Origin of the sequence: Bacillus sp. MHSD_36, from assembly GCF_030757775.1 — a bacterium.
Lineage (GTDB): Bacteria > Bacillota > Bacilli > Bacillales > Bacillaceae_G > Bacillus_A.
In genome coordinates, this window is the sequence record NZ_JAVBIS010000014.1 from 41771 (window position 1) to 57681 (window position 15911).

The 15911-nt window shown below is 36.4% G+C and carries 19 protein-coding genes, 6 tRNA genes and 4 riboswitches; of the genes, 2 read left to right on the forward strand and 23 right to left on the reverse strand.

Going from position 1 to position 15911, the window contains the following annotated elements; all coding sequences use genetic code 11:
* Window positions 1-2: 2 nt before the first annotated feature.
* The 15 genes from kdpA to tenA form a co-directional block, all read right to left on the reverse strand.
* Complete coding sequence (kdpA, locus tag Q9B79_RS25985; RefSeq protein ID WP_306188814.1) at window positions 3-1670, reverse strand: potassium-transporting ATPase subunit KdpA; 1668 nt, start codon at window positions 1668-1670, stop codon at window positions 3-5.
* 19 nt (window positions 1671-1689) lie between these two features.
* A complete protein-coding gene (gene kdpF, locus Q9B79_RS25990) occupies window positions 1690-1770 on the reverse strand; it encodes a K(+)-transporting ATPase subunit F (RefSeq protein ID WP_061679172.1) in 81 nt (26 codons plus the stop codon).
* 2 nt (window positions 1771-1772) lie between these two features.
* Window positions 1773-1871, reverse strand: coding sequence for a SipW-dependent-type signal peptide-containing protein (locus Q9B79_RS25995; RefSeq protein WP_306188816.1), 99 nt, complete (start codon window positions 1869-1871; stop codon window positions 1773-1775).
* A gap of 99 nt (window positions 1872-1970) precedes the next feature.
* A riboswitch (cyclic di-AMP (ydaO/yuaA leader) is annotated at window positions 1971-2116 on the reverse strand.
* Between the two features lie 261 nt (window positions 2117-2377).
* Complete coding sequence (locus Q9B79_RS26000) at window positions 2378-2608, reverse strand: hypothetical protein (protein WP_306188818.1); 231 nt, start codon at window positions 2606-2608, stop codon at window positions 2378-2380.
* A gap of 28 nt (window positions 2609-2636) precedes the next feature.
* Complete coding sequence (locus tag Q9B79_RS26005; protein ID WP_306188820.1) at window positions 2637-3011, reverse strand: hypothetical protein; 375 nt, start codon at window positions 3009-3011, stop codon at window positions 2637-2639.
* A gap of 93 nt (window positions 3012-3104) precedes the next feature.
* A riboswitch (cyclic di-AMP (ydaO/yuaA leader) is annotated at window positions 3105-3252 on the reverse strand.
* Window positions 3253-3337: 85 nt separating this feature from the next.
* On the reverse strand, window positions 3338-4159 hold the full coding sequence (gene thiD, locus Q9B79_RS26010; protein ID WP_306188822.1) for a bifunctional hydroxymethylpyrimidine kinase/phosphomethylpyrimidine kinase: 822 nt from the start codon (window positions 4157-4159) through the stop codon (window positions 3338-3340).
* 6 nt (window positions 4160-4165) lie between these two features.
* The gene (locus Q9B79_RS26015) at window positions 4166-5185 is read right to left on the reverse strand and encodes a thiazole biosynthesis adenylyltransferase ThiF (RefSeq protein ID WP_306188824.1); all 1020 of its coding nucleotides are present in this window, start codon (window positions 5183-5185) and stop codon (window positions 4166-4168) included.
* Window positions 5178-5948, reverse strand: coding sequence for a thiazole synthase (gene thiG / locus Q9B79_RS26020; protein WP_144612949.1), 771 nt, complete (start codon window positions 5946-5948; stop codon window positions 5178-5180). The genes Q9B79_RS26015 and thiG overlap by 8 nt, the downstream gene beginning before the upstream one ends.
* A gap of 2 nt (window positions 5949-5950) precedes the next feature.
* Window positions 5951-6154: a sulfur carrier protein ThiS gene (thiS, locus tag Q9B79_RS26025; RefSeq protein WP_001049508.1), complete on the reverse strand. Its 204-nt coding sequence runs from the start codon at window positions 6152-6154 to the stop codon at window positions 5951-5953.
* A gap of 15 nt (window positions 6155-6169) precedes the next feature.
* Window positions 6170-7279: a glycine oxidase ThiO gene (gene thiO, locus Q9B79_RS26030; protein ID WP_306188828.1), complete on the reverse strand. Its 1110-nt coding sequence runs from the start codon at window positions 7277-7279 to the stop codon at window positions 6170-6172.
* Entirely contained in the window at window positions 7272-7892 is a 621-nt protein-coding gene (gene tenI / locus Q9B79_RS26035; protein WP_306188830.1) for a thiazole tautomerase TenI, read from the reverse strand. Before tenI ends, thiO begins: the two co-directional genes overlap by 8 nt.
* 10 nt (window positions 7893-7902) lie before the next feature.
* Window positions 7903-8904 (reverse strand): ABC transporter substrate-binding protein, encoded by a 1002-nt coding sequence (locus Q9B79_RS26040; protein ID WP_306188832.1) that lies wholly within the window; start codon window positions 8902-8904, stop codon window positions 7903-7905.
* Window positions 8901-9653, reverse strand: a complete 753-nt coding sequence (locus tag Q9B79_RS26045) for an ABC transporter permease (protein WP_098667923.1) — start codon at window positions 9651-9653, stop codon at window positions 8901-8903. Before Q9B79_RS26045 ends, Q9B79_RS26040 begins: the two co-directional genes overlap by 4 nt.
* A complete protein-coding gene (locus Q9B79_RS26050) occupies window positions 9653-10402 on the reverse strand; it encodes an ABC transporter ATP-binding protein (RefSeq protein WP_306188834.1) in 750 nt (249 codons plus the stop codon). The genes Q9B79_RS26045 and Q9B79_RS26050 overlap by 1 nt, the downstream gene beginning before the upstream one ends.
* The gene (gene tenA / locus Q9B79_RS26055; protein ID WP_306188836.1) at window positions 10371-11066 is read right to left on the reverse strand and encodes a thiaminase II; all 696 of its coding nucleotides are present in this window, start codon (window positions 11064-11066) and stop codon (window positions 10371-10373) included. Before tenA ends, Q9B79_RS26050 begins: the two co-directional genes overlap by 32 nt.
* Window positions 11067-11148: 82 nt before the next feature.
* A riboswitch (TPP riboswitch) is annotated at window positions 11149-11252 on the reverse strand.
* 60 nt (window positions 11253-11312) lie between these two features.
* Window positions 11313-11424: riboswitch (TPP riboswitch) on the reverse strand.
* A gap of 270 nt (window positions 11425-11694) precedes the next feature.
* Between tenA and Q9B79_RS26060 the strand changes: the two genes are divergently transcribed.
* Together Q9B79_RS26060 and Q9B79_RS26065 are read left to right on the forward strand one after the other, a co-directional pair.
* Window positions 11695-12855, forward strand: coding sequence for an SH3 domain-containing protein (locus Q9B79_RS26060; RefSeq protein ID WP_306188837.1), 1161 nt, complete (start codon window positions 11695-11697; stop codon window positions 12853-12855).
* Window positions 12856-12860: 5 nt separating this feature from the next.
* Complete coding sequence (locus tag Q9B79_RS26065) at window positions 12861-13199, forward strand: hypothetical protein (protein ID WP_306188839.1); 339 nt, start codon at window positions 12861-12863, stop codon at window positions 13197-13199.
* Between the two features lie 227 nt (window positions 13200-13426).
* Here the strand turns inward: Q9B79_RS26065 and Q9B79_RS26070 are convergent, their stop codons facing one another.
* The 8 genes from Q9B79_RS26070 to Q9B79_RS26105 form a co-directional block, all read right to left on the reverse strand.
* Window positions 13427-14578, reverse strand: coding sequence for a DUF3965 domain-containing protein (locus Q9B79_RS26070; protein WP_306188841.1), 1152 nt, complete (start codon window positions 14576-14578; stop codon window positions 13427-13429).
* Window positions 14579-14872: 294 nt separating this feature from the next.
* Window positions 14873-15295, reverse strand: a complete 423-nt coding sequence (locus Q9B79_RS26075) for a CBS domain-containing protein (protein WP_073518729.1) — start codon at window positions 15293-15295, stop codon at window positions 14873-14875.
* Window positions 15296-15426: 131 nt separating this feature from the next.
* Window positions 15427-15498, reverse strand: a tRNA-Glu gene (locus tag Q9B79_RS26080).
* A 1-nt stretch (window position 15499) separates the two neighbouring features.
* Window positions 15500-15574, reverse strand: a tRNA-Asn gene (locus Q9B79_RS26085).
* Between the two features lie 10 nt (window positions 15575-15584).
* Window positions 15585-15661: transfer RNA gene (locus Q9B79_RS26090), tRNA-Ile, on the reverse strand.
* A 10-nt stretch (window positions 15662-15671) separates the two neighbouring features.
* Window positions 15672-15742, reverse strand: a tRNA-Trp gene (locus tag Q9B79_RS26095).
* 6 nt (window positions 15743-15748) lie between these two features.
* Window positions 15749-15821: transfer RNA gene (locus Q9B79_RS26100), tRNA-Thr, on the reverse strand.
* A gap of 9 nt (window positions 15822-15830) precedes the next feature.
* Window positions 15831-15906, reverse strand: a tRNA-Phe gene (locus Q9B79_RS26105).
* Window positions 15907-15911: the final 5 nt, after the last annotated feature.

The window sequence follows — 15911 nt, forward strand, 5'->3', positions numbered from 1 at the left end:
CATTACTTCAATGTAAGAAATTCTGCAATTGGGCCGAGTACTAACATCGGGAAGAATGTTAATGCACCGACAATTACAATTGTTCCGATGAAAATGCCGCCAAATAAACTATTATCCGTACGGAACGTTCCGACTGTTTCTGGCACAACCGTCTTTTCTTTCAAAGAAGCTGCAACAGCTAGCATCGTAATTAAACTGAAATAGCGCCCTAAAAACATAACTAAACCAGTTGTAATATTCCAAAATGGTGTACTATCTCCTAATCCTTCAAATCCAGATCCGTTATTCGCAGCTGACGAGGTGTATTCATATACCACTTGCGTTAAACCGTGGAAACCTGAATTAGAAATGGCATCCGTTCCTAAGTTTGTTGAAAGAGCTAATGCTGAAAATCCTAAAATAAGCAGTGGATGAAATAGTATTGTTACCGCAATTAATTTCATTTCCTTACCTTCAATTTTCTTACCTAAAAACTCTGGTGTCCGTCCAACCATCAATCCAGATATAAAGACTGCGATAATCGCATACATAATGATGTTCACAAAGCCTGCTCCAACGCCGCCGTATACTGTATTTAACATCATATTTACGAGTGGTACTAACCCGCCAATTGGTGTTAACGTATCATGCATCGTATTCACAGCACCTGTTTCGGCAGCTGTCGTAACTGTTGCGTAGAGTGAAGAAAATACCGTTCCAAATCGCACTTCTTTTCCTTCTGTACTTCCTTGTACATGTTCGATACCCATTCCATTTAACGCTGGATTCCCATGTAATTCAGATGTCGTAATCGTTATAAACCCTAGTAAAAACACCATAAATAGTGAAACGAAAAGGATACGTCCTTGCTTTTTATTGCCTACCATTCGTCCGTACGTAAAGGGAAGTGCTGTTGGCAATAACATCATAAGCATCATTTGCAAAATATTACTCATTTGCCCTGGATTTTCAAAAGGGTGCGTCGAGTTTGCTCCGAAAAATCCACCGCCGTTATTTCCAAGTTCCTTAATAGAAACGAATGATGCAACCGGCCCACGTAAAATACTTTGCTTCGCGCCATCAATCGTTTGTGCCGTAACTGCACCGTCTAACGTTTGTGGTACACCAAGAGCGACAAAGATTAATGCCGTAATAAAAGCGATAGGAAGAAATACTCTCGTTAGTGCTCTCGTAAAATCAACGAAAAAGTTACCGAGTTCTTTTCCAGCAAGCCCTCTTATAAACGCCATTACAAGCGCTAACGTCGTTGCCGGTGCTGCAAACATTAAAAATGTAATTCCAATTAATTGTGATAAATAAGATAAACCATTTTCACCGCTATAATGCTGTAAGTTTGTATCAGCCATAAAACTAATTGCTGTATTAAAAGCGAGCGTAGGCTCCATTCCTTCAATGTGTGCTGGATTTAATGGCAATACTCCTTGCAGTCTGAAAATGAAATATACGACAACAATCATAAATCCATTCAATAAAACTAATGATAGTGCGTACTGTTTCCACGTTTGATTGTATTCTTTTACACCCGTAATTTTAAAAATAAGTTTTTCAAAAGGCCCAAATACTTTATCTAGCTTTTCACTACCTTGAAAAGCTTTCTCTAAATAAATTCCCGTTGGCTTTGCCACAAGAATAAACAACAGCATTGTAATAACAACTGCGACCCATATCATAATGAATGACTCCCCCTAATTAAAACTTTTCCGGATTTAATAATGCATACACTAAATACACCGTAATTGCTGTAACAATAACCGATAAGGCGATCGTCATGATTACTTCCCTTCTTTCACAACTTTATCTGACCAACTTGCAAGACTTGCCATCGATGCGACTAACACAACAAAGATTCCGATCATTACAACATCTAACATAGCTATCCCCCACTTCTTTTTGTTAAAATTTACCATTAAAATATTAAAAAAGAACACTGAGCTCTACTCAGTGTTCAAAAAATGAACAACAAAAAGTAAACCTCCTCTCTAAACGCTTACGAGGTTAGCTGTCGGATTCGGGCCTAAAGAGTAGCCCTACTTTCAAAACTGAAAGATTCACCCCAAGTGACGATGCACAAAATTGGTTCCCCCGCTCCATTTCTGGAACTCAGCGATTTTAGGTTTTTTTGGAAATTTTATAAATGATTTATGAGAGTAAATATACTCCTCTATATTTCACTTGTAAAGAGATAAATTACTGAAAATAAGAAAATATCATTCTATTTAAACGCTTACATTAAGTATTATTAATATCCTTTCATCTATTTTCTCTTCTTTTCTTTCTTTTTCACAGAAATAATCTTTTAAATACGAAATAAAAAGAACGAATGACATGAAGTACATAGCTTGTTACACGTCGCATTCGCTCTTTTTTCATCAACTATTTATTCTCCACGCAAAAACGCGCGCAAATTTCTCCCGCGAATATAAACTTGTGACAATTCTGCATGTAGTTGCTCATATTCGATAACATCTGTTTTTAAATATAAAGCGCCTTTTGATGGCAATATGATATAGGGCCTTGGAAAAATAGGATCAAGCACCACCAATTCTTGAACTCGCTCTACCGTTACCGCCCAACGATTCGCTATATCTCCTAATAACAACACTTTCATCTTCTTTTCCCCCACCCTATTCAAAAAATCAAAAAGAAATATTATCACAATTCGTAAACACGACAAATGTAGCTCCCATTGTTTCATAGAGCCTCGCTGGATATCGTTTATTCCTTGTAACAACAGTAATAGGTGCTTGAAAAGAAAAGCGAATGTGTTCTGTAAAGAAGCTAACGATTGGAAGCTCATCACCTAGTAAAATCACCTTTTTAATACACTCACAAATACCAGTAAAATCCTGCTCCTTACTACAACTATACGTCCAATCAAATCCACAATTCCTAACTTCATCCGCTATTTCTTCATTTGCTGTAAAGATGATTAACTCATGTTGAAATGCTACTAAATCTCTTAAACTATTTACCTTGCTTTCTTCTCCAACACAAATAAGTGTTAGCTCCATGTACCTTATCCTCCTTAGCATAAAAGAAATCAAACATAGATTGATATTCCCCTATACTAATCAGATCGATGAAGTGATGTATCCATCATGGCACCGTCCTCTCTCAAGACGCTTACGAAGTTAGCTGTCGGATTCGGGCTTTGAGAGTAGCCCTACTTTCAAAATTGAAAGATTCACCCCTAGTGACACTGCACAAATTGGTTCCTCCGCTCCATATAATTGGACTCAGCGTATTACAAAAAATATATTCTGGCTGATATATTACTCCTGTATTTGGAAAAAGTAAACAGAAAAAAAGCCAGTTAGCAAACTGGCTTCTCATGTCTTTATACACGTGTATTATTCATCTTATACGCAAAATGATTCGTCGGTCCATGACCACTTCCAATATTCAATGGCTCTTCAATTGCTATACTAATAAATCGTTTTGCTTCTTGAACTGCCTCTTCAATGGAGTATCCTTTCGCAAGTCCTGCAGTAACCGCTGAAGCAAATGTGCACCCACTTCCGTGCGTTTGCTTTGAAGGAATTCGTTCACTTCTAAATTCGATAAATTGCTCACCATCAAAGAGTAAATCAACTACTTCATTACCTTGATATTCTGCATGTCCACCCTTCATAAGCACGTATTTCGCACCTAATTCATGCAGTACTTTCGCAGCTTCCTTACTATCTTCAACATTATGAATCTCCATCCCAGTTAACACTTCTGCTTCAGGAACATTCGGTGTTACAACGGTTGCTACTGGTAATAAATATTCTTTTAATGCTTGTACTGCTTCTTGTTGTAATAATGATGCACCGCCCTTAGCAATCATAACAGGGTCTAGTACAATATTATTCCAGCCAAATTTATTAATATATTCTGCTACAATTTGAATAATTTCGCTGCTAAATAACATTCCCAGTTTCACAGCATCTGGTGTTAAATCCGTACCAATTGAATTCAGCTGTTCCGTAATACCTTCTAACGGAACTGGATATACCCCTTGAACGCCAAGCGTGTTTTGAGCAGTAATTGCCGTAATAGCCGTCATCCCATACACACCAAGCTCTTGGAATGTTTTTAAATCTGCTTGAATGCCGGCACCGCCGCCGCTATCAGATCCTGCAATTGTTAAAGCTTTATTTACTTTCATCCCACTCATCCTTTTCTATCCAAAATAGCGATGATAAATTGTTTTCGCTTCGCTTATATCTTTCGTTCCATGTACAAGTACACGACCATCTTTAAAAGCAACTAATCTCTTTTCTTCCACAGAAAATGATAATAAATATGGATTTACATTTAAATCATGCACACGATCATTCAGCAGCTCTTTATATCGTTCAAAATCTATTTCCTCTTTATGAGGTGGTCTAATTTGAACTGTATTTCTCCCGCATAACACTGCTGTTTTCGATGTATTATCTTTATTTAAATACGGGTATATCGCATCCTCTCCGCACGAAGGACAATTGTGCTTACGAAGCTTTTGTACATTCATACATGAATATTCATTCTTCCATACATCAAACGATACAAGTCCATCTCGAAGTGATTCGTAATCTTCCACTAACAATTTAAGAACTTCTGTAACTTGATGAGAAACGACGAGAGATACAGCAGGTGATATAATCCCCGCTGTATCACATGTCGCCCCGCCAAGCGGAATCGATTCTAATAAACAAGATAAACATGGCGTTTTACTAGGAAGAATTGTGTAAGAAAGGCCGTAACTCCCTACACATGCTCCGTAAATCCATGGAATAGAATGTTTTTGCGCTATATCATTTACAATAAAACGCGTTTCGAAATTATCAGTTGCATCAATAATTACATTAACGTTTGTAACGAGTTCTTCTAATTCTTCAGCCGTTACGTCTTGAACGAGAGCTTCTACTCTTACTTCACGATTAATCTCTTTTAGGCGTTTTTTTGCCGCTACAGCCTTCGGAAGATTATTTTCCACATCACTCTCTGAGTACAATTGCTGCCTTTGTAAATTACTCCAATCGACATAATCCCGGTCAACAATCGTTACTGCGCCTACGCCAGCTCTTACAAACATCTCTGCATTTGCACTACCTAATGCACCTGCACCGATAATAAGTACACGTTTTTCTCTTATTTTTCGTTGCCCTTCTTCTCCAATTGGAGAAAATAGTTCTTGGCGAGAATATCGATTATTCAACTACACTCATTCCTTCTAAAGGACTACTTGCTGTTGCACAACGTTTACGTGCAATACGACCTGCCTCAAATCCTAAACGTCCTGCTTCAATACCTAATTTCATTGCCTGTGCCATTTTAATAGGATCTTTTGCTCCTGACACAGCAGTATTTAATAACACACCATCCGCTCCTAATTCCATCGCAAATGCTGCATCAGCTGGGCTACCGATACCAGCATCAACAATAACTGGTACTGTCGCTTGTTCAATAATGAAGCTTAAATTTAACGGATTTACAATACCAAGCCCTGAACCGATTGGGGATGCTCCTGGCATAATTGCATGCACACCTAGTTCTTGTAATTTACGTGCTAATACAACATCATCAGATGTATACGGAAGTACGATAAACCCTTCTTCTAATAACATTTCAGATGCCTTTAACGTTTCTACTGGATCAGGTAATAACGTTCTATCATCACCAATAACTTCTACTTTGATCATGTCACAAAGCCCTGAAGCTTTTGCTAATTTTGCAATACGAACAGCTTCTTCAGCATTTTTTGCTCCAGCTGTATTCGGTAATAACTTATATTTTTTCACATCAAGTTTCTCTAATAAATTAGGCTGCTTTGCATCAAATATATCCATACGACGTACTGCGAACGTTAAAACCTCCGCCTCAGATACATCAATTGCCTTTTGCTGTACATCAAAATCAGGGAATTTTCCTGTTCCTAATAAAAGTCTAGAATGAAATGAAAATGGTCCAATGTTTAACATAATCAACCGCCTCCTACGAAAGTTACAATCTCAATTTGGTCTCCATCAAAAACAGATGTATCTGTATGATCATCTTTTTGTAAAATATCTTTATTACGCTCTACTACAACAATTCTGTTTTCCAACTCTAAATGTGTAAGTAGCTCAGCTACTGTTTTTACACTCTCTGGCACTTCAATTTGATTACCATTAATTTTTAAATTCAAACTTCCATCCCCTTTCTAAACTGTTTTAGAAAGCAATAAATCTAGCAAGTGATTCCCCTGCTTTCCTTCTATTAAATCCGCCATATACTGACCAGAAACAGGGCTTAATAAAATACCGTTTCGATAATGGCCCGTACAAGCATATAAACCTTTTATTTCTTCATGCTCTCCCATATAAGGAGCTTCATGATTCGATTGTGGTCTTAATCCTGCCCATGCACTTTCCCATTCTGCTTCTTTTAAAGCTGGCAATATTGTATACGCGCGCTCTAATATAGAAGTAATACTTTCCGGTTGCACCGTTTTATGAAACGTATGAGGCTTCATCGTTGCTCCAATTACGTAACGTCCGCCGCGCTTTGGTGCAATGTAAAATCTTTCTTGAAAAATAGGCGCCTTTAAAAGTGGTTTTCTACTTCTTACCGCTACTACTTCTCCTTTAACTGGATATGTACCCCATTCGCGGTGAAAATAACCTAGTAACTTCGTACTCCATGAGCCACCCGCAATAACCACTTTCTCGCAAGTGATACTACCTTCGCTTGTCACAATTCCAGTCACTTTATTATTTTCAATACGAATATCAAACACTTCTGTCTGTTCATATATATCAGCGCCCGAAAATGATGCGGAATGTGCGAATGCTTTTGTAAGCTCTGGTGCAATAACATGACCATCTTTTGGATAATATACAGCCCCTATAATTGACTCAGATAGATACGGCTCTTTCTCTCGTAAACGATCTCCCGTTAAAAAGTAAGAATCTTCACCTGTTTTCTGCTGCCAATCCATAATGTGAAGAATTCTTTCCTTCTCATCTTCATTTTGAGCAATGCGATAAATGCCTTTCTCTTCATATCCAATATCGATGCCTGTTTTTTCACGTAAAACTTCTGCAAGTTGTGGAAATATAGCACGGCTTTCTCTAGCAAGTTCAAATAGCGGATCATATTCATCCCATTCTGCCTGAACCCCAAGTAAACCAGCAGCTGCTTTCGAGGCTTCAGATGCAATTCTTTGCTTCTCTACAATCGCTACCTTATGTCCTCTTTCTGCTAGAAAGTGTGCAACTGAACTACCAATTACACCACCGCCAATTATCGCTACATCATACTTCTTACACATGTTTTTCCGCCCACTTTCTTATTGATTCCTTATAAGATTTCGCTTTGCTATACGGGTTACTACTACTTATAATCCCAGACATAACAGCAATACCACTGACGCCGTTAGTAAGAACATCTCCAGTGTTTTCCGGGGTGATTCCTCCAATTGCTGTAATCGGTATGGATAAACACTTTGCAATGTCTGAAATTTCTACAAGCCCTCTCGCTGGCACCCCTTTTTTACAATCTGTCGGAAATACATGACCATAGACAAGTGAATCCGCTCCATTCTTAAATGCATCAATCGCCTCTTCTAAAGAATGCACAGAATAACCGACATGCAAATAAGAAAACTTTTCTTTCACTGACCTTACATCTGCGCTTCGATATCCTAGCTGCACGCGCGGAATATTTAATAAAATAGCAATGTCAATTCGATCATTTATCACTATTTTCGATACCGGAAATCCTTTCCTCAAAAGACTTTCCACACCTTCATACAATTCCTTCGTACTTTTCTCACGCTCACGAATATGCAAATAATCAATTTCACTTTCAATTTGCATCGCTACATTCACTAACTCTTCAAATGACATGTGACCATTTGAGATTACATGAAGCTCATTTTTCATATTCATTCGCCTACTTTAAAATGTTTTCGAATAACTCATCGGCCGGAACGATTTCTTTCGTCATTCCTTTATCTTTCAGCCATTTATTTTGTTTCTCCCATGACTCTTTTGAATCTGATAAAAATGGCTCATCTTTCGTTTCCATCTTATCTAATAAAATTTTCATACTTTCTTTTTCAACTTCTGGTACAAGCGGGAAGTTTTCTTTTTCTTGATGATTTAATAAAATATTTAATGCTTCATCTGGATTTTTCTTCATGAAATCATAGCCTTTTTTCGTACCACGTAAGAAGGCTTGCAACGCTTCTTTATCTTTCTTCAACGTTTTATCACCCGTTACAAATACAAGTTCATGATAATTCGGTACACCGTAATCTGCTGGATTAAAGTATGCTGGTTCATGGCCTTCATGACGCATAACAGGTACTTCATGGTTAATGTATGCCCCAGTTACCGCATCCACTTTTTTCGTAATTAATGCTGGTACTAAATCAAAGCCAACATCGACTACTTTCACTGTATCTGGATTACCACCAGCTTCTTTTACCATCGTTTTTAAATACATCTCACTTAAAGGTGTTCCAGAATATCCAACTGTTTTCCCCTCTAAATCTTTTGGCGATTGAATGCCTGCTGATTTCAGTGATACAACATGATTTAATGGTGAACGTACGACAGCCCCAATTGATTTCACTGGAATCTGTTCATTTGCTTTTGCCATGACAACATCTGGCTGATAATATAAACCAACCGTTACTTTTCCTGCAGCTGCTAAAGTTAATGGATCAGTCGGATTAGAAGGGAATTTAATATTCACCTTTACCCCTTCTTCTTTAAAGTAGCCTTTTTCAATTGCTGCATAAATAAAGCTATGTACCGCATTTGGGTACCAATCAAGCATGACCGTTATTTCCTTTTCTTTTTTACTCTTATCTGATGCTGAATTACTAGAACATCCAGCAATCATTGCAACTAATAATGTAAACACAAAGATGCGTTTTAATAATTTCATGAATGCTTCCTCCAACTAATGAATTTCTTTTCTAATATCGAAATAAGTATGACGAAGAAAATAGCTAATAATGATAACAATACAATGGGTGCAAATACACCTGCTCCGTCTAACTGCGTCATCATTCTTTTACTGAAATATCCTAACCCAGCTTGTGCACCGAGCCATTCGCCAATTGCTGCCCCAATTACACTAAGCGGAACTGCAATTTTTAAAGCTGAGAAAAAATAAGGAAGAGCAGATGGCAATTTTAATTTAAGAAAAACATCTTTTTTCGTTGCCCCGTACGTAACTAAAAGCTCTTCCCATTCTTTTTTCGTACTGCGTAGTCCATCATACGTATTGACCGCAATTGGGAAAAACGTAATTAAAACCGTAACAACGACCTTACTCCAAATTGTATATCCAAACCATAAAACGAAGAGCGGAGCAAGCGCTGTAATAGGAATCGTTTGTGAAGCCACTAATAATGGATAAAATGCTCTCTCCATCCAATTACTCGCGTTCATTAACATCGCTAGCCCTACCCCAAGTACGATAGAAATAGCCACCCCTATTAAAACGACATATAATGTTGCCGGCAAATGAACCGTAAATAATATATCTTTTAGTTTCCATATCTTCATTACAATTGCTGACGGTGACGGTAAAATGTACATTTCATCTACAATTCTTGCGCCAATTTCCCACATGACAAGTAAAATACTAGAAAGTGTAAGCGCAGGTAATAACTCCTTCAACCGGTTCATCATACGAGTACCTGCCTTTGTAACATACTAAGAAGCTCATCTTTAAGCGCTAACACTTCAGGCTTATATAAATCTTTTCTTGTCCGATTATGATCAAGCGGTACAATCTTCTCGGTTAAAGTAGTTATCGGTTGCTGCTCTACTACTAAAATTCGATTAGAAAGAAACAATGCTTCTTCCACATCATGAGTGATAAATAAAATTGTTTTTTTCCACTCTTTCCATTGTTCAAACAGCCATTCTTGCAAAGATGCCTTCGTTAAAGCATCCAACGCGCTAAACGGTTCATCTAACAGCAATATCTCCCCGCCTGTTAATAAAGTTCGAATAAAGGATACGCGTTGTCTCATACCACCAGATAAATCTTTCGGATATTTTGTCTCATACCCTTGTAAGCCAAATTTATGTAGCAGTTCCTTTGCCTTTATTTGAGCTTCTTTCTTCTGTACACCTTGGCACTCTAACGGCAGGGCAGCATTCTCAATAATCGTTCTCCACGGCAGGAGCATATCTTTTTGGGGCATATATCCTACAGGATGGCTCTTTGTTTCTGTCAGCTCTATCTGTCCTGTACTTGCTTCTTCTAAACCTGTAATAAGGCGAAATAAAGTACTTTTCCCGCATCCACTCGGTCCGATAATACTTACAAACTCTTTATCTTGTATAGAAGCATTTAATTCCTTGATGATTGGTTTCTCATCATAATGAAAAGAAACATTATGAAACTGTAGTATGTTCTTGCTCCTCAAATCCCCACATCTCCTTACGGTAGGACATATCCCAGAATAAATATTCAAATCGACTGGAATATAGGAAAATCTCCTCTAATCGATCTAGCTCTTTTTCAGACTTTCCAACTGCTATTTCATTTAATAAATCTATTAACCAAACACAAAGGTTGCCATATTCTTCAGAACTATATCCCTGAATCCACTCACCAAAGAACTCATGATCTCTTGCTCCAGGAATATCATTTAAACGCTTTCCAATTTCCCAGTAGCTCCACATACATGGCAGAAGTGCTGCTATTAATTCCGCAAGTGTGCCATTTTGAGATACAGACATCATATAATTTGTATAAGCTAAATTTTTAGCAGAGGGTTTTGCAGACTCTATCTCCTCTATAGAAATCCCAAGTCTTTTTGCATATTGTTTATGAATTGTCATTTCTCCATTTAATATCCCATCAATTTGTTCAGCAAATTTCCCCATTACTTGTGGATTCGTTGCCTTTACAACACCGATGGCATATAGCTTTGCATAATCTAACAAATATAAATAATCTTGAATAATGTAATACTGAAACTTATCTTTTTCTAACGTGCCATCCCCCATACCTACGACAAATGGATGATTATGACTCATCTCCCAAACTGGTTGTACAGTTTCTAATAATCTATCGCAAAATTTCATTTCCCTATCCCCTTCCGGTATGTGTATATAAATAAAAAACCACTTCTAAATAAGAAGTGGTTACAGCAAATAAAATTATAAATTATTCGTTGTTCCACTTCCCTTCGCTAGTATTACCTAGATCAGGTGTTATAAGGGTTAAGGATTATTCCTCTCTCAGCACAACAAGCACCCCTAGTGGTTTCAATATGAAATTTTTAAACAAAAAAGCCCCGTTTCTATACGCAAAGAAACGGGGACTTATTATTAGTGTCCGAATTGCTTCCCTACGCTAGCATAATCTAGATCAGGTAATAAAAAGGATCAAAGGCTTACGGCCTACTCTCAGCTGGCAACACCAGCTCTCCTAGCAAACTATGAAATTAACACTGTCAGTATAACACCGTAATAAGACATCATCAACTGTTTTAATTTTCTCAATTGTCAACAAAATAACAAAAACCATATAATACTTATATTCTATATTTGAAATCATTATCCTAATGAATTGGGTGAAAAGGAATTATTATCCTCAAAAAATTTATTTTTATATTGATTTCATATTACATTTATGTGAATAAACCCACTATATTATATCTTTATACTATAATAAAATTACAACTATACAACTAGAGGAGGTCTCTATTATATGAATATGAAAGCTACTGCTTTAACAGCAACTACTGTCGCAATTGCTTCTTTACTTCCTTCTATGGGAGAAACAAATGTACAAACAGCCAACGCAGAACAATTATCTAATGGGAAAACTGGATATGTAAAAGTCGATCAAGTAGCCTTACATACAAAAGATAACGCAAATAGCTCATCAATTGATACAATTCGCTTTAATACGAAAGTGAACATACTTGAAACAACTAATAGTTGGTATAAAGTATCTGTTAATAATAAAGTGGGTTACGTACAAAAAGATTCTATTCTACTAAAAAACAAACTTCAATCTAATAATCAATATATTGTTAATGCCAATGCATTAAACGTTCGTTCTGAACCTAATTTAGAATCTTCAATTTTAGATGTATTACCAAATGGGAAATTCGTTACCATTGAAGAAGAACAAGGCGAATGGTATAAAATTTTACATAATGGCAAAATAGGTTATGTACAAAAAGCATTCGTTTCTAATGGTTCACAAGCTTTAGTAAAAGGCATCACAGTTCAAAATAATACGAAATATACAGTTGCAACACCTAAACTTAATGTACGTAGCAACGCTAGTACAAGTAGTGCACTACTTGGTTCATTACAAAATGGTACACAATTACAAGTAGTGGAAACTGTAGGAACTTGGTATAAAATTCGTTTTGGTACAGGGTACGGATATGTCGCAAAACATTATGTGATGCAAAATCAAACGCAATCACAAGCTCAAACGGCTCAACCTACTTCCATTCCAGCAGTTTTCAAATTCCCTACACAAGGAAAAATTAGCTCAACCTTTGATATGCGCTGGGAACAAATGCATTATGGTATAGATATTGCAGCTTCTGGTAATGTCTCTATCCAAGCGGCGGCGGCAGGTAAAGTTGTGAAATCATATTATTCAGCTAGCTATGGTAATGTTGTGTTCATTGCCCATCAAATAAATGGGAAATTATATACAACAGTCTATGCTCACATGAAAGATCGCACTGTACAAGCTGGTGATCAAGTACAAGCTGGACAATTAGTAGGTCATATGGGAAACACAGGTCATTCATACGGACAACATCTTCATTTTGAATTACACAATGGAGAATGGAATTTTGAAAAAACAAACGCAGTAAACCCACTGCCATATTTAGTTAGGTAAATTGTATGCCACGCAATATTAATATACCTCTCTTAATTGAATACTTAGCCTTTTTAGGTTTAATCTGTTGTTTAATCATTTACAATACAAATACTGTATTTTTATCTATTATCATTGCTTTTGTTGCTTTAGAAATTATGATGGAATCTTTTCAAGTTCAACTAAAACAAAAAATTGCCCATATTTATAATGCCATCTTTCTATTAAGTGCCCTAATAGCAAATATTATTAGTAATGGTTTTTATTTATCTACCGTATTTCCTATATTTTTTATGGCTGTTTTATTATTCATAGCTAGATACATTCATGTTCCTAATAACAAAAAACACGAACAAGAAGCTTAGAAAGAGGAGACACTGTGTATCAATCTTTCAAAGATAATCCGCTAAAATATATATTGAACTTATATAAAAAAACAAATACTTTTTTTGGTATACAAGGAAGCTATAAAGCACAATTTCTCCTTTATGGAATGTTATTTCTCGTCTTAATTGCGTTCTCCTTGCTTTACTAAAAAAAAGGATCTCAAATAAAATTGAGATCCTTTTTAATTTATATAGAAAATGCTCTTTTATCCGCAAGCATATTTTTCATAAATAAAGCTAAGATTATATTTTTTCTCTAAGCTCATTCTTTGTTCATCATCGCACCAATAGAACAGAATGTCATGAATCGTTGCATAACGCTTATTTTTAAGAAATAGTTTAAAGAATGATGGTAAACAATCATGTAATTGTATAAATATATAATTGCGTAATATTTCTTCTTTATATTCAATGCCCTTACAAATATACAATAATTCTTCACAATAATATGCATGTTGGGGAACTTGAATCATTTCGAAAAATGGCACGTATGATAATAGCTTTCCGATAAAATGATCATACCGATCCATTATTCCTATCGTCATGTGCTCCATCATATCTTTCATTACATATAAATAATCATCAACATGAGTAGTTTTGAGTGGATCTAATCGATCTGAAATTTGAGAAAGGACAGCTCTTTGACAAGCTAACACCGCTTGACTAGGTCCATAGTACGATAGGAAGTCTGTACACTTACGATATTTTCGTAATAAGTCATGTGTATATAAGTCATATACAAAAGTATTACAATACATTGCTAGACTCATCATATCACTATTTAATTGCTCTTTTGATAGAGATTTAGCTCTCTTACACATATAAAAGAATGTAAATTCTAATACTTCTTTATGGGATAATAGATGTTTACAGTCTGTTATACATTTCTCATTAAATTTAACCCTATCCCAAATTTCTACATCCTCATCAGTTAATTCACCAATACGATATTTAATAATTAAATAGTTTAAAGCAACCGCCTGTGTCAAAAGATCCCACGTTTCATATTCCAATGAAGTGTGAACAAACTCAGCAAGTCCTTGATTCACCATAAAAGTATTCGCTTCTTCATACCAACCGATTTCTTGACATAAGCGAAGAATACGTACTAAAGTTGGAATTTCATCTTTATGAAACTGTGGTAAATTTTTTACTTTATTCATTCCATATACAATAAATGCAGCTAAATTTTCTTCTTTATAAAATTCTTTTTCTTTCCACACTAATATAGTTCGTTCTTTTCCTTCACCTTTTGGATGACAAGGTACAAGTAAAGAAAATAATTCAGCGAAATTATTTGGTTCTATATATGTATCTGTAACCAAATTCCAATTTGGATCGCGCTGTATAGCCCTCATATAATTCCCCTTCCCTTTTATCTACATAGGAAATATTAATCCGTTATTACATCATTAACAATAAATATTGCTATATTCGAAATCTTACATAATACTTATATCTATCAGTATATCATTTTTTCTCTTATTTAAAATTAAGAATGACAAATTTAAATAAACTGTCGAAATTACTACCTATATACTTATTATATAATGGCTCAGATACATCATGCTAACATATTAGCTTAACCCTATATACTAGAATAATGTATCTGATTTTTATACGTAACTTATTCCACTAATTAAAGTCGCACTTCATTCTGTATGCTGCTCCGATATTTCACTTAAAGCAAATCCCGCTTGATCATCTGCCGATTCTCTTATAGCTAAATCTCCTAGTGCCAGCATTCCAACGAGTTGACCACTCTCAACTACTGGCAATCGTCTAATTTGATACTGTGCCATTAACTCTGTAGCCTTTTCAATAGAATCATCTGGAGAAACTGAAACAATGTTTGTTGTCATTACATTCGTAATTTTATTAGATCCAGGATGTTTTTCAGCAATCCCTCGAACAACTAAATCTCGATCCGTAACAAGACCAACAACTTGCTCATTTTCAACAACCGGTATTAATCCAATCGATTCTTCTTTCATCTTTACAGCGGCCTCATATACATTATCTAACGGTGTACACTGTACAATATGAGTGCTCATCAAGTCTCTCACTCGTGTCATTTATATCTCCTCCTTTTTATACATACCATAGCTTTTCCTAAATCCCTTTATTTATTTCAGGAAAATCCGTTGATAAAGGAGAATGAACGCACAATAAAAAAGAGTCAGCAATATGCTGACTCTTTTTTTTATGACCCGTACGGGATTCGAACCCGTGTTACCGCCGTGAAAGGGCGGTGTCTTAACCACTTGACCAACGGGCCATGGCTCCGCAGGTAGGACTCGAACCTACGACCGATCGGTTAACAGCCGATAGCTCTACCACTGAGCTACTGCGGAACAATATATATGGTGGGCCTAAATGGACTCGAACCATCGACCTCACGCTTATCAGGCGTGCGCTCTAACCAGCTGAGCTATAGGCCCATATACTTTACAGGGGCAGTAGGAATCGAACCCACACTGGAGGTTTTGGAGACCTCAGTTCTACCTTTAAACTATGCCCCTAAAGGATGCCGACTAGAGGACTTGAACCCCCAACCTACTGATTACAAGTCAGTTGCTCTACCAATTGAGCTAAGTCGGCATAAAAAAATGGTGGCTCGGGACGGAATCGAACCGCCGACACGAGGATTTTCAGTCCTCTGCTCTACCGACTGAGCTACCGAGCCAACAT

What these genes read in the sequence shown, in the direction of transcription:
- kdpA (WP_306188814.1), bottom strand. Translation starts at nt 1,670, where the DNA reads ATGATATGGGTCGCAGTTGTTATTACAATGCTGTTGTTTATTCTTGTG.
- kdpF (WP_061679172.1), bottom strand. Translation starts at nt 1,770, where the DNA reads ATGACGATCGCCTTATCGGTTATTGTTACAGCAATTACGGTGTATTTA.
- Q9B79_RS25995 (WP_306188816.1), bottom strand. Translation starts at nt 1,871, where the DNA reads ATGTTAGATGTTGTAATGATCGGAATCTTTGTTGTGTTAGTCGCATCG.
- Q9B79_RS26000 (WP_306188818.1), bottom strand. Translation starts at nt 2,608, where the DNA reads ATGAAAGTGTTGTTATTAGGAGATATAGCGAATCGTTGGGCGGTAACG.
- Q9B79_RS26005 (WP_306188820.1), bottom strand. Translation starts at nt 3,011, where the DNA reads ATGGAGCTAACACTTATTTGTGTTGGAGAAGAAAGCAAGGTAAATAGT.
- thiD (WP_306188822.1), bottom strand. Translation starts at nt 4,159, where the DNA reads ATGAGTGGGATGAAAGTAAATAAAGCTTTAACAATTGCAGGATCTGAT.
- thiG (WP_144612949.1), bottom strand. Translation starts at nt 5,948, where the DNA reads ATGTTAAACATTGGACCATTTTCATTTCATTCTAGACTTTTATTAGGA.
- thiO (WP_306188828.1), bottom strand. Translation starts at nt 7,279, where the DNA reads ATGTGTAAGAAGTATGATGTAGCGATAATTGGCGGTGGTGTAATTGGT.
- tenI (WP_306188830.1), bottom strand. Translation starts at nt 7,892, where the DNA reads ATGAAAAATGAGCTTCATGTAATCTCAAATGGTCACATGTCATTTGAA.
- Q9B79_RS26040 (WP_306188832.1), bottom strand. Translation starts at nt 8,904, where the DNA reads ATGAAATTATTAAAACGCATCTTTGTGTTTACATTATTAGTTGCAATG.
- Q9B79_RS26045 (WP_098667923.1), bottom strand. Translation starts at nt 9,653, where the DNA reads ATGAACCGGTTGAAGGAGTTATTACCTGCGCTTACACTTTCTAGTATT.
- tenA (WP_306188836.1), bottom strand. Translation starts at nt 11,066, where the DNA reads ATGAAATTTTGCGATAGATTATTAGAAACTGTACAACCAGTTTGGGAG.
- Q9B79_RS26060 (WP_306188837.1), top strand. Translation starts at nt 11,695, where the DNA reads ATGAATATGAAAGCTACTGCTTTAACAGCAACTACTGTCGCAATTGCT.
- Q9B79_RS26065 (WP_306188839.1), top strand. Translation starts at nt 12,861, where the DNA reads ATGCCACGCAATATTAATATACCTCTCTTAATTGAATACTTAGCCTTT.
- Q9B79_RS26070 (WP_306188841.1), bottom strand. Translation starts at nt 14,578, where the DNA reads ATGAGGGCTATACAGCGCGATCCAAATTGGAATTTGGTTACAGATACA.
- Q9B79_RS26075 (WP_073518729.1), bottom strand. Translation starts at nt 15,295, where the DNA reads ATGACACGAGTGAGAGACTTGATGAGCACTCATATTGTACAGTGTACA.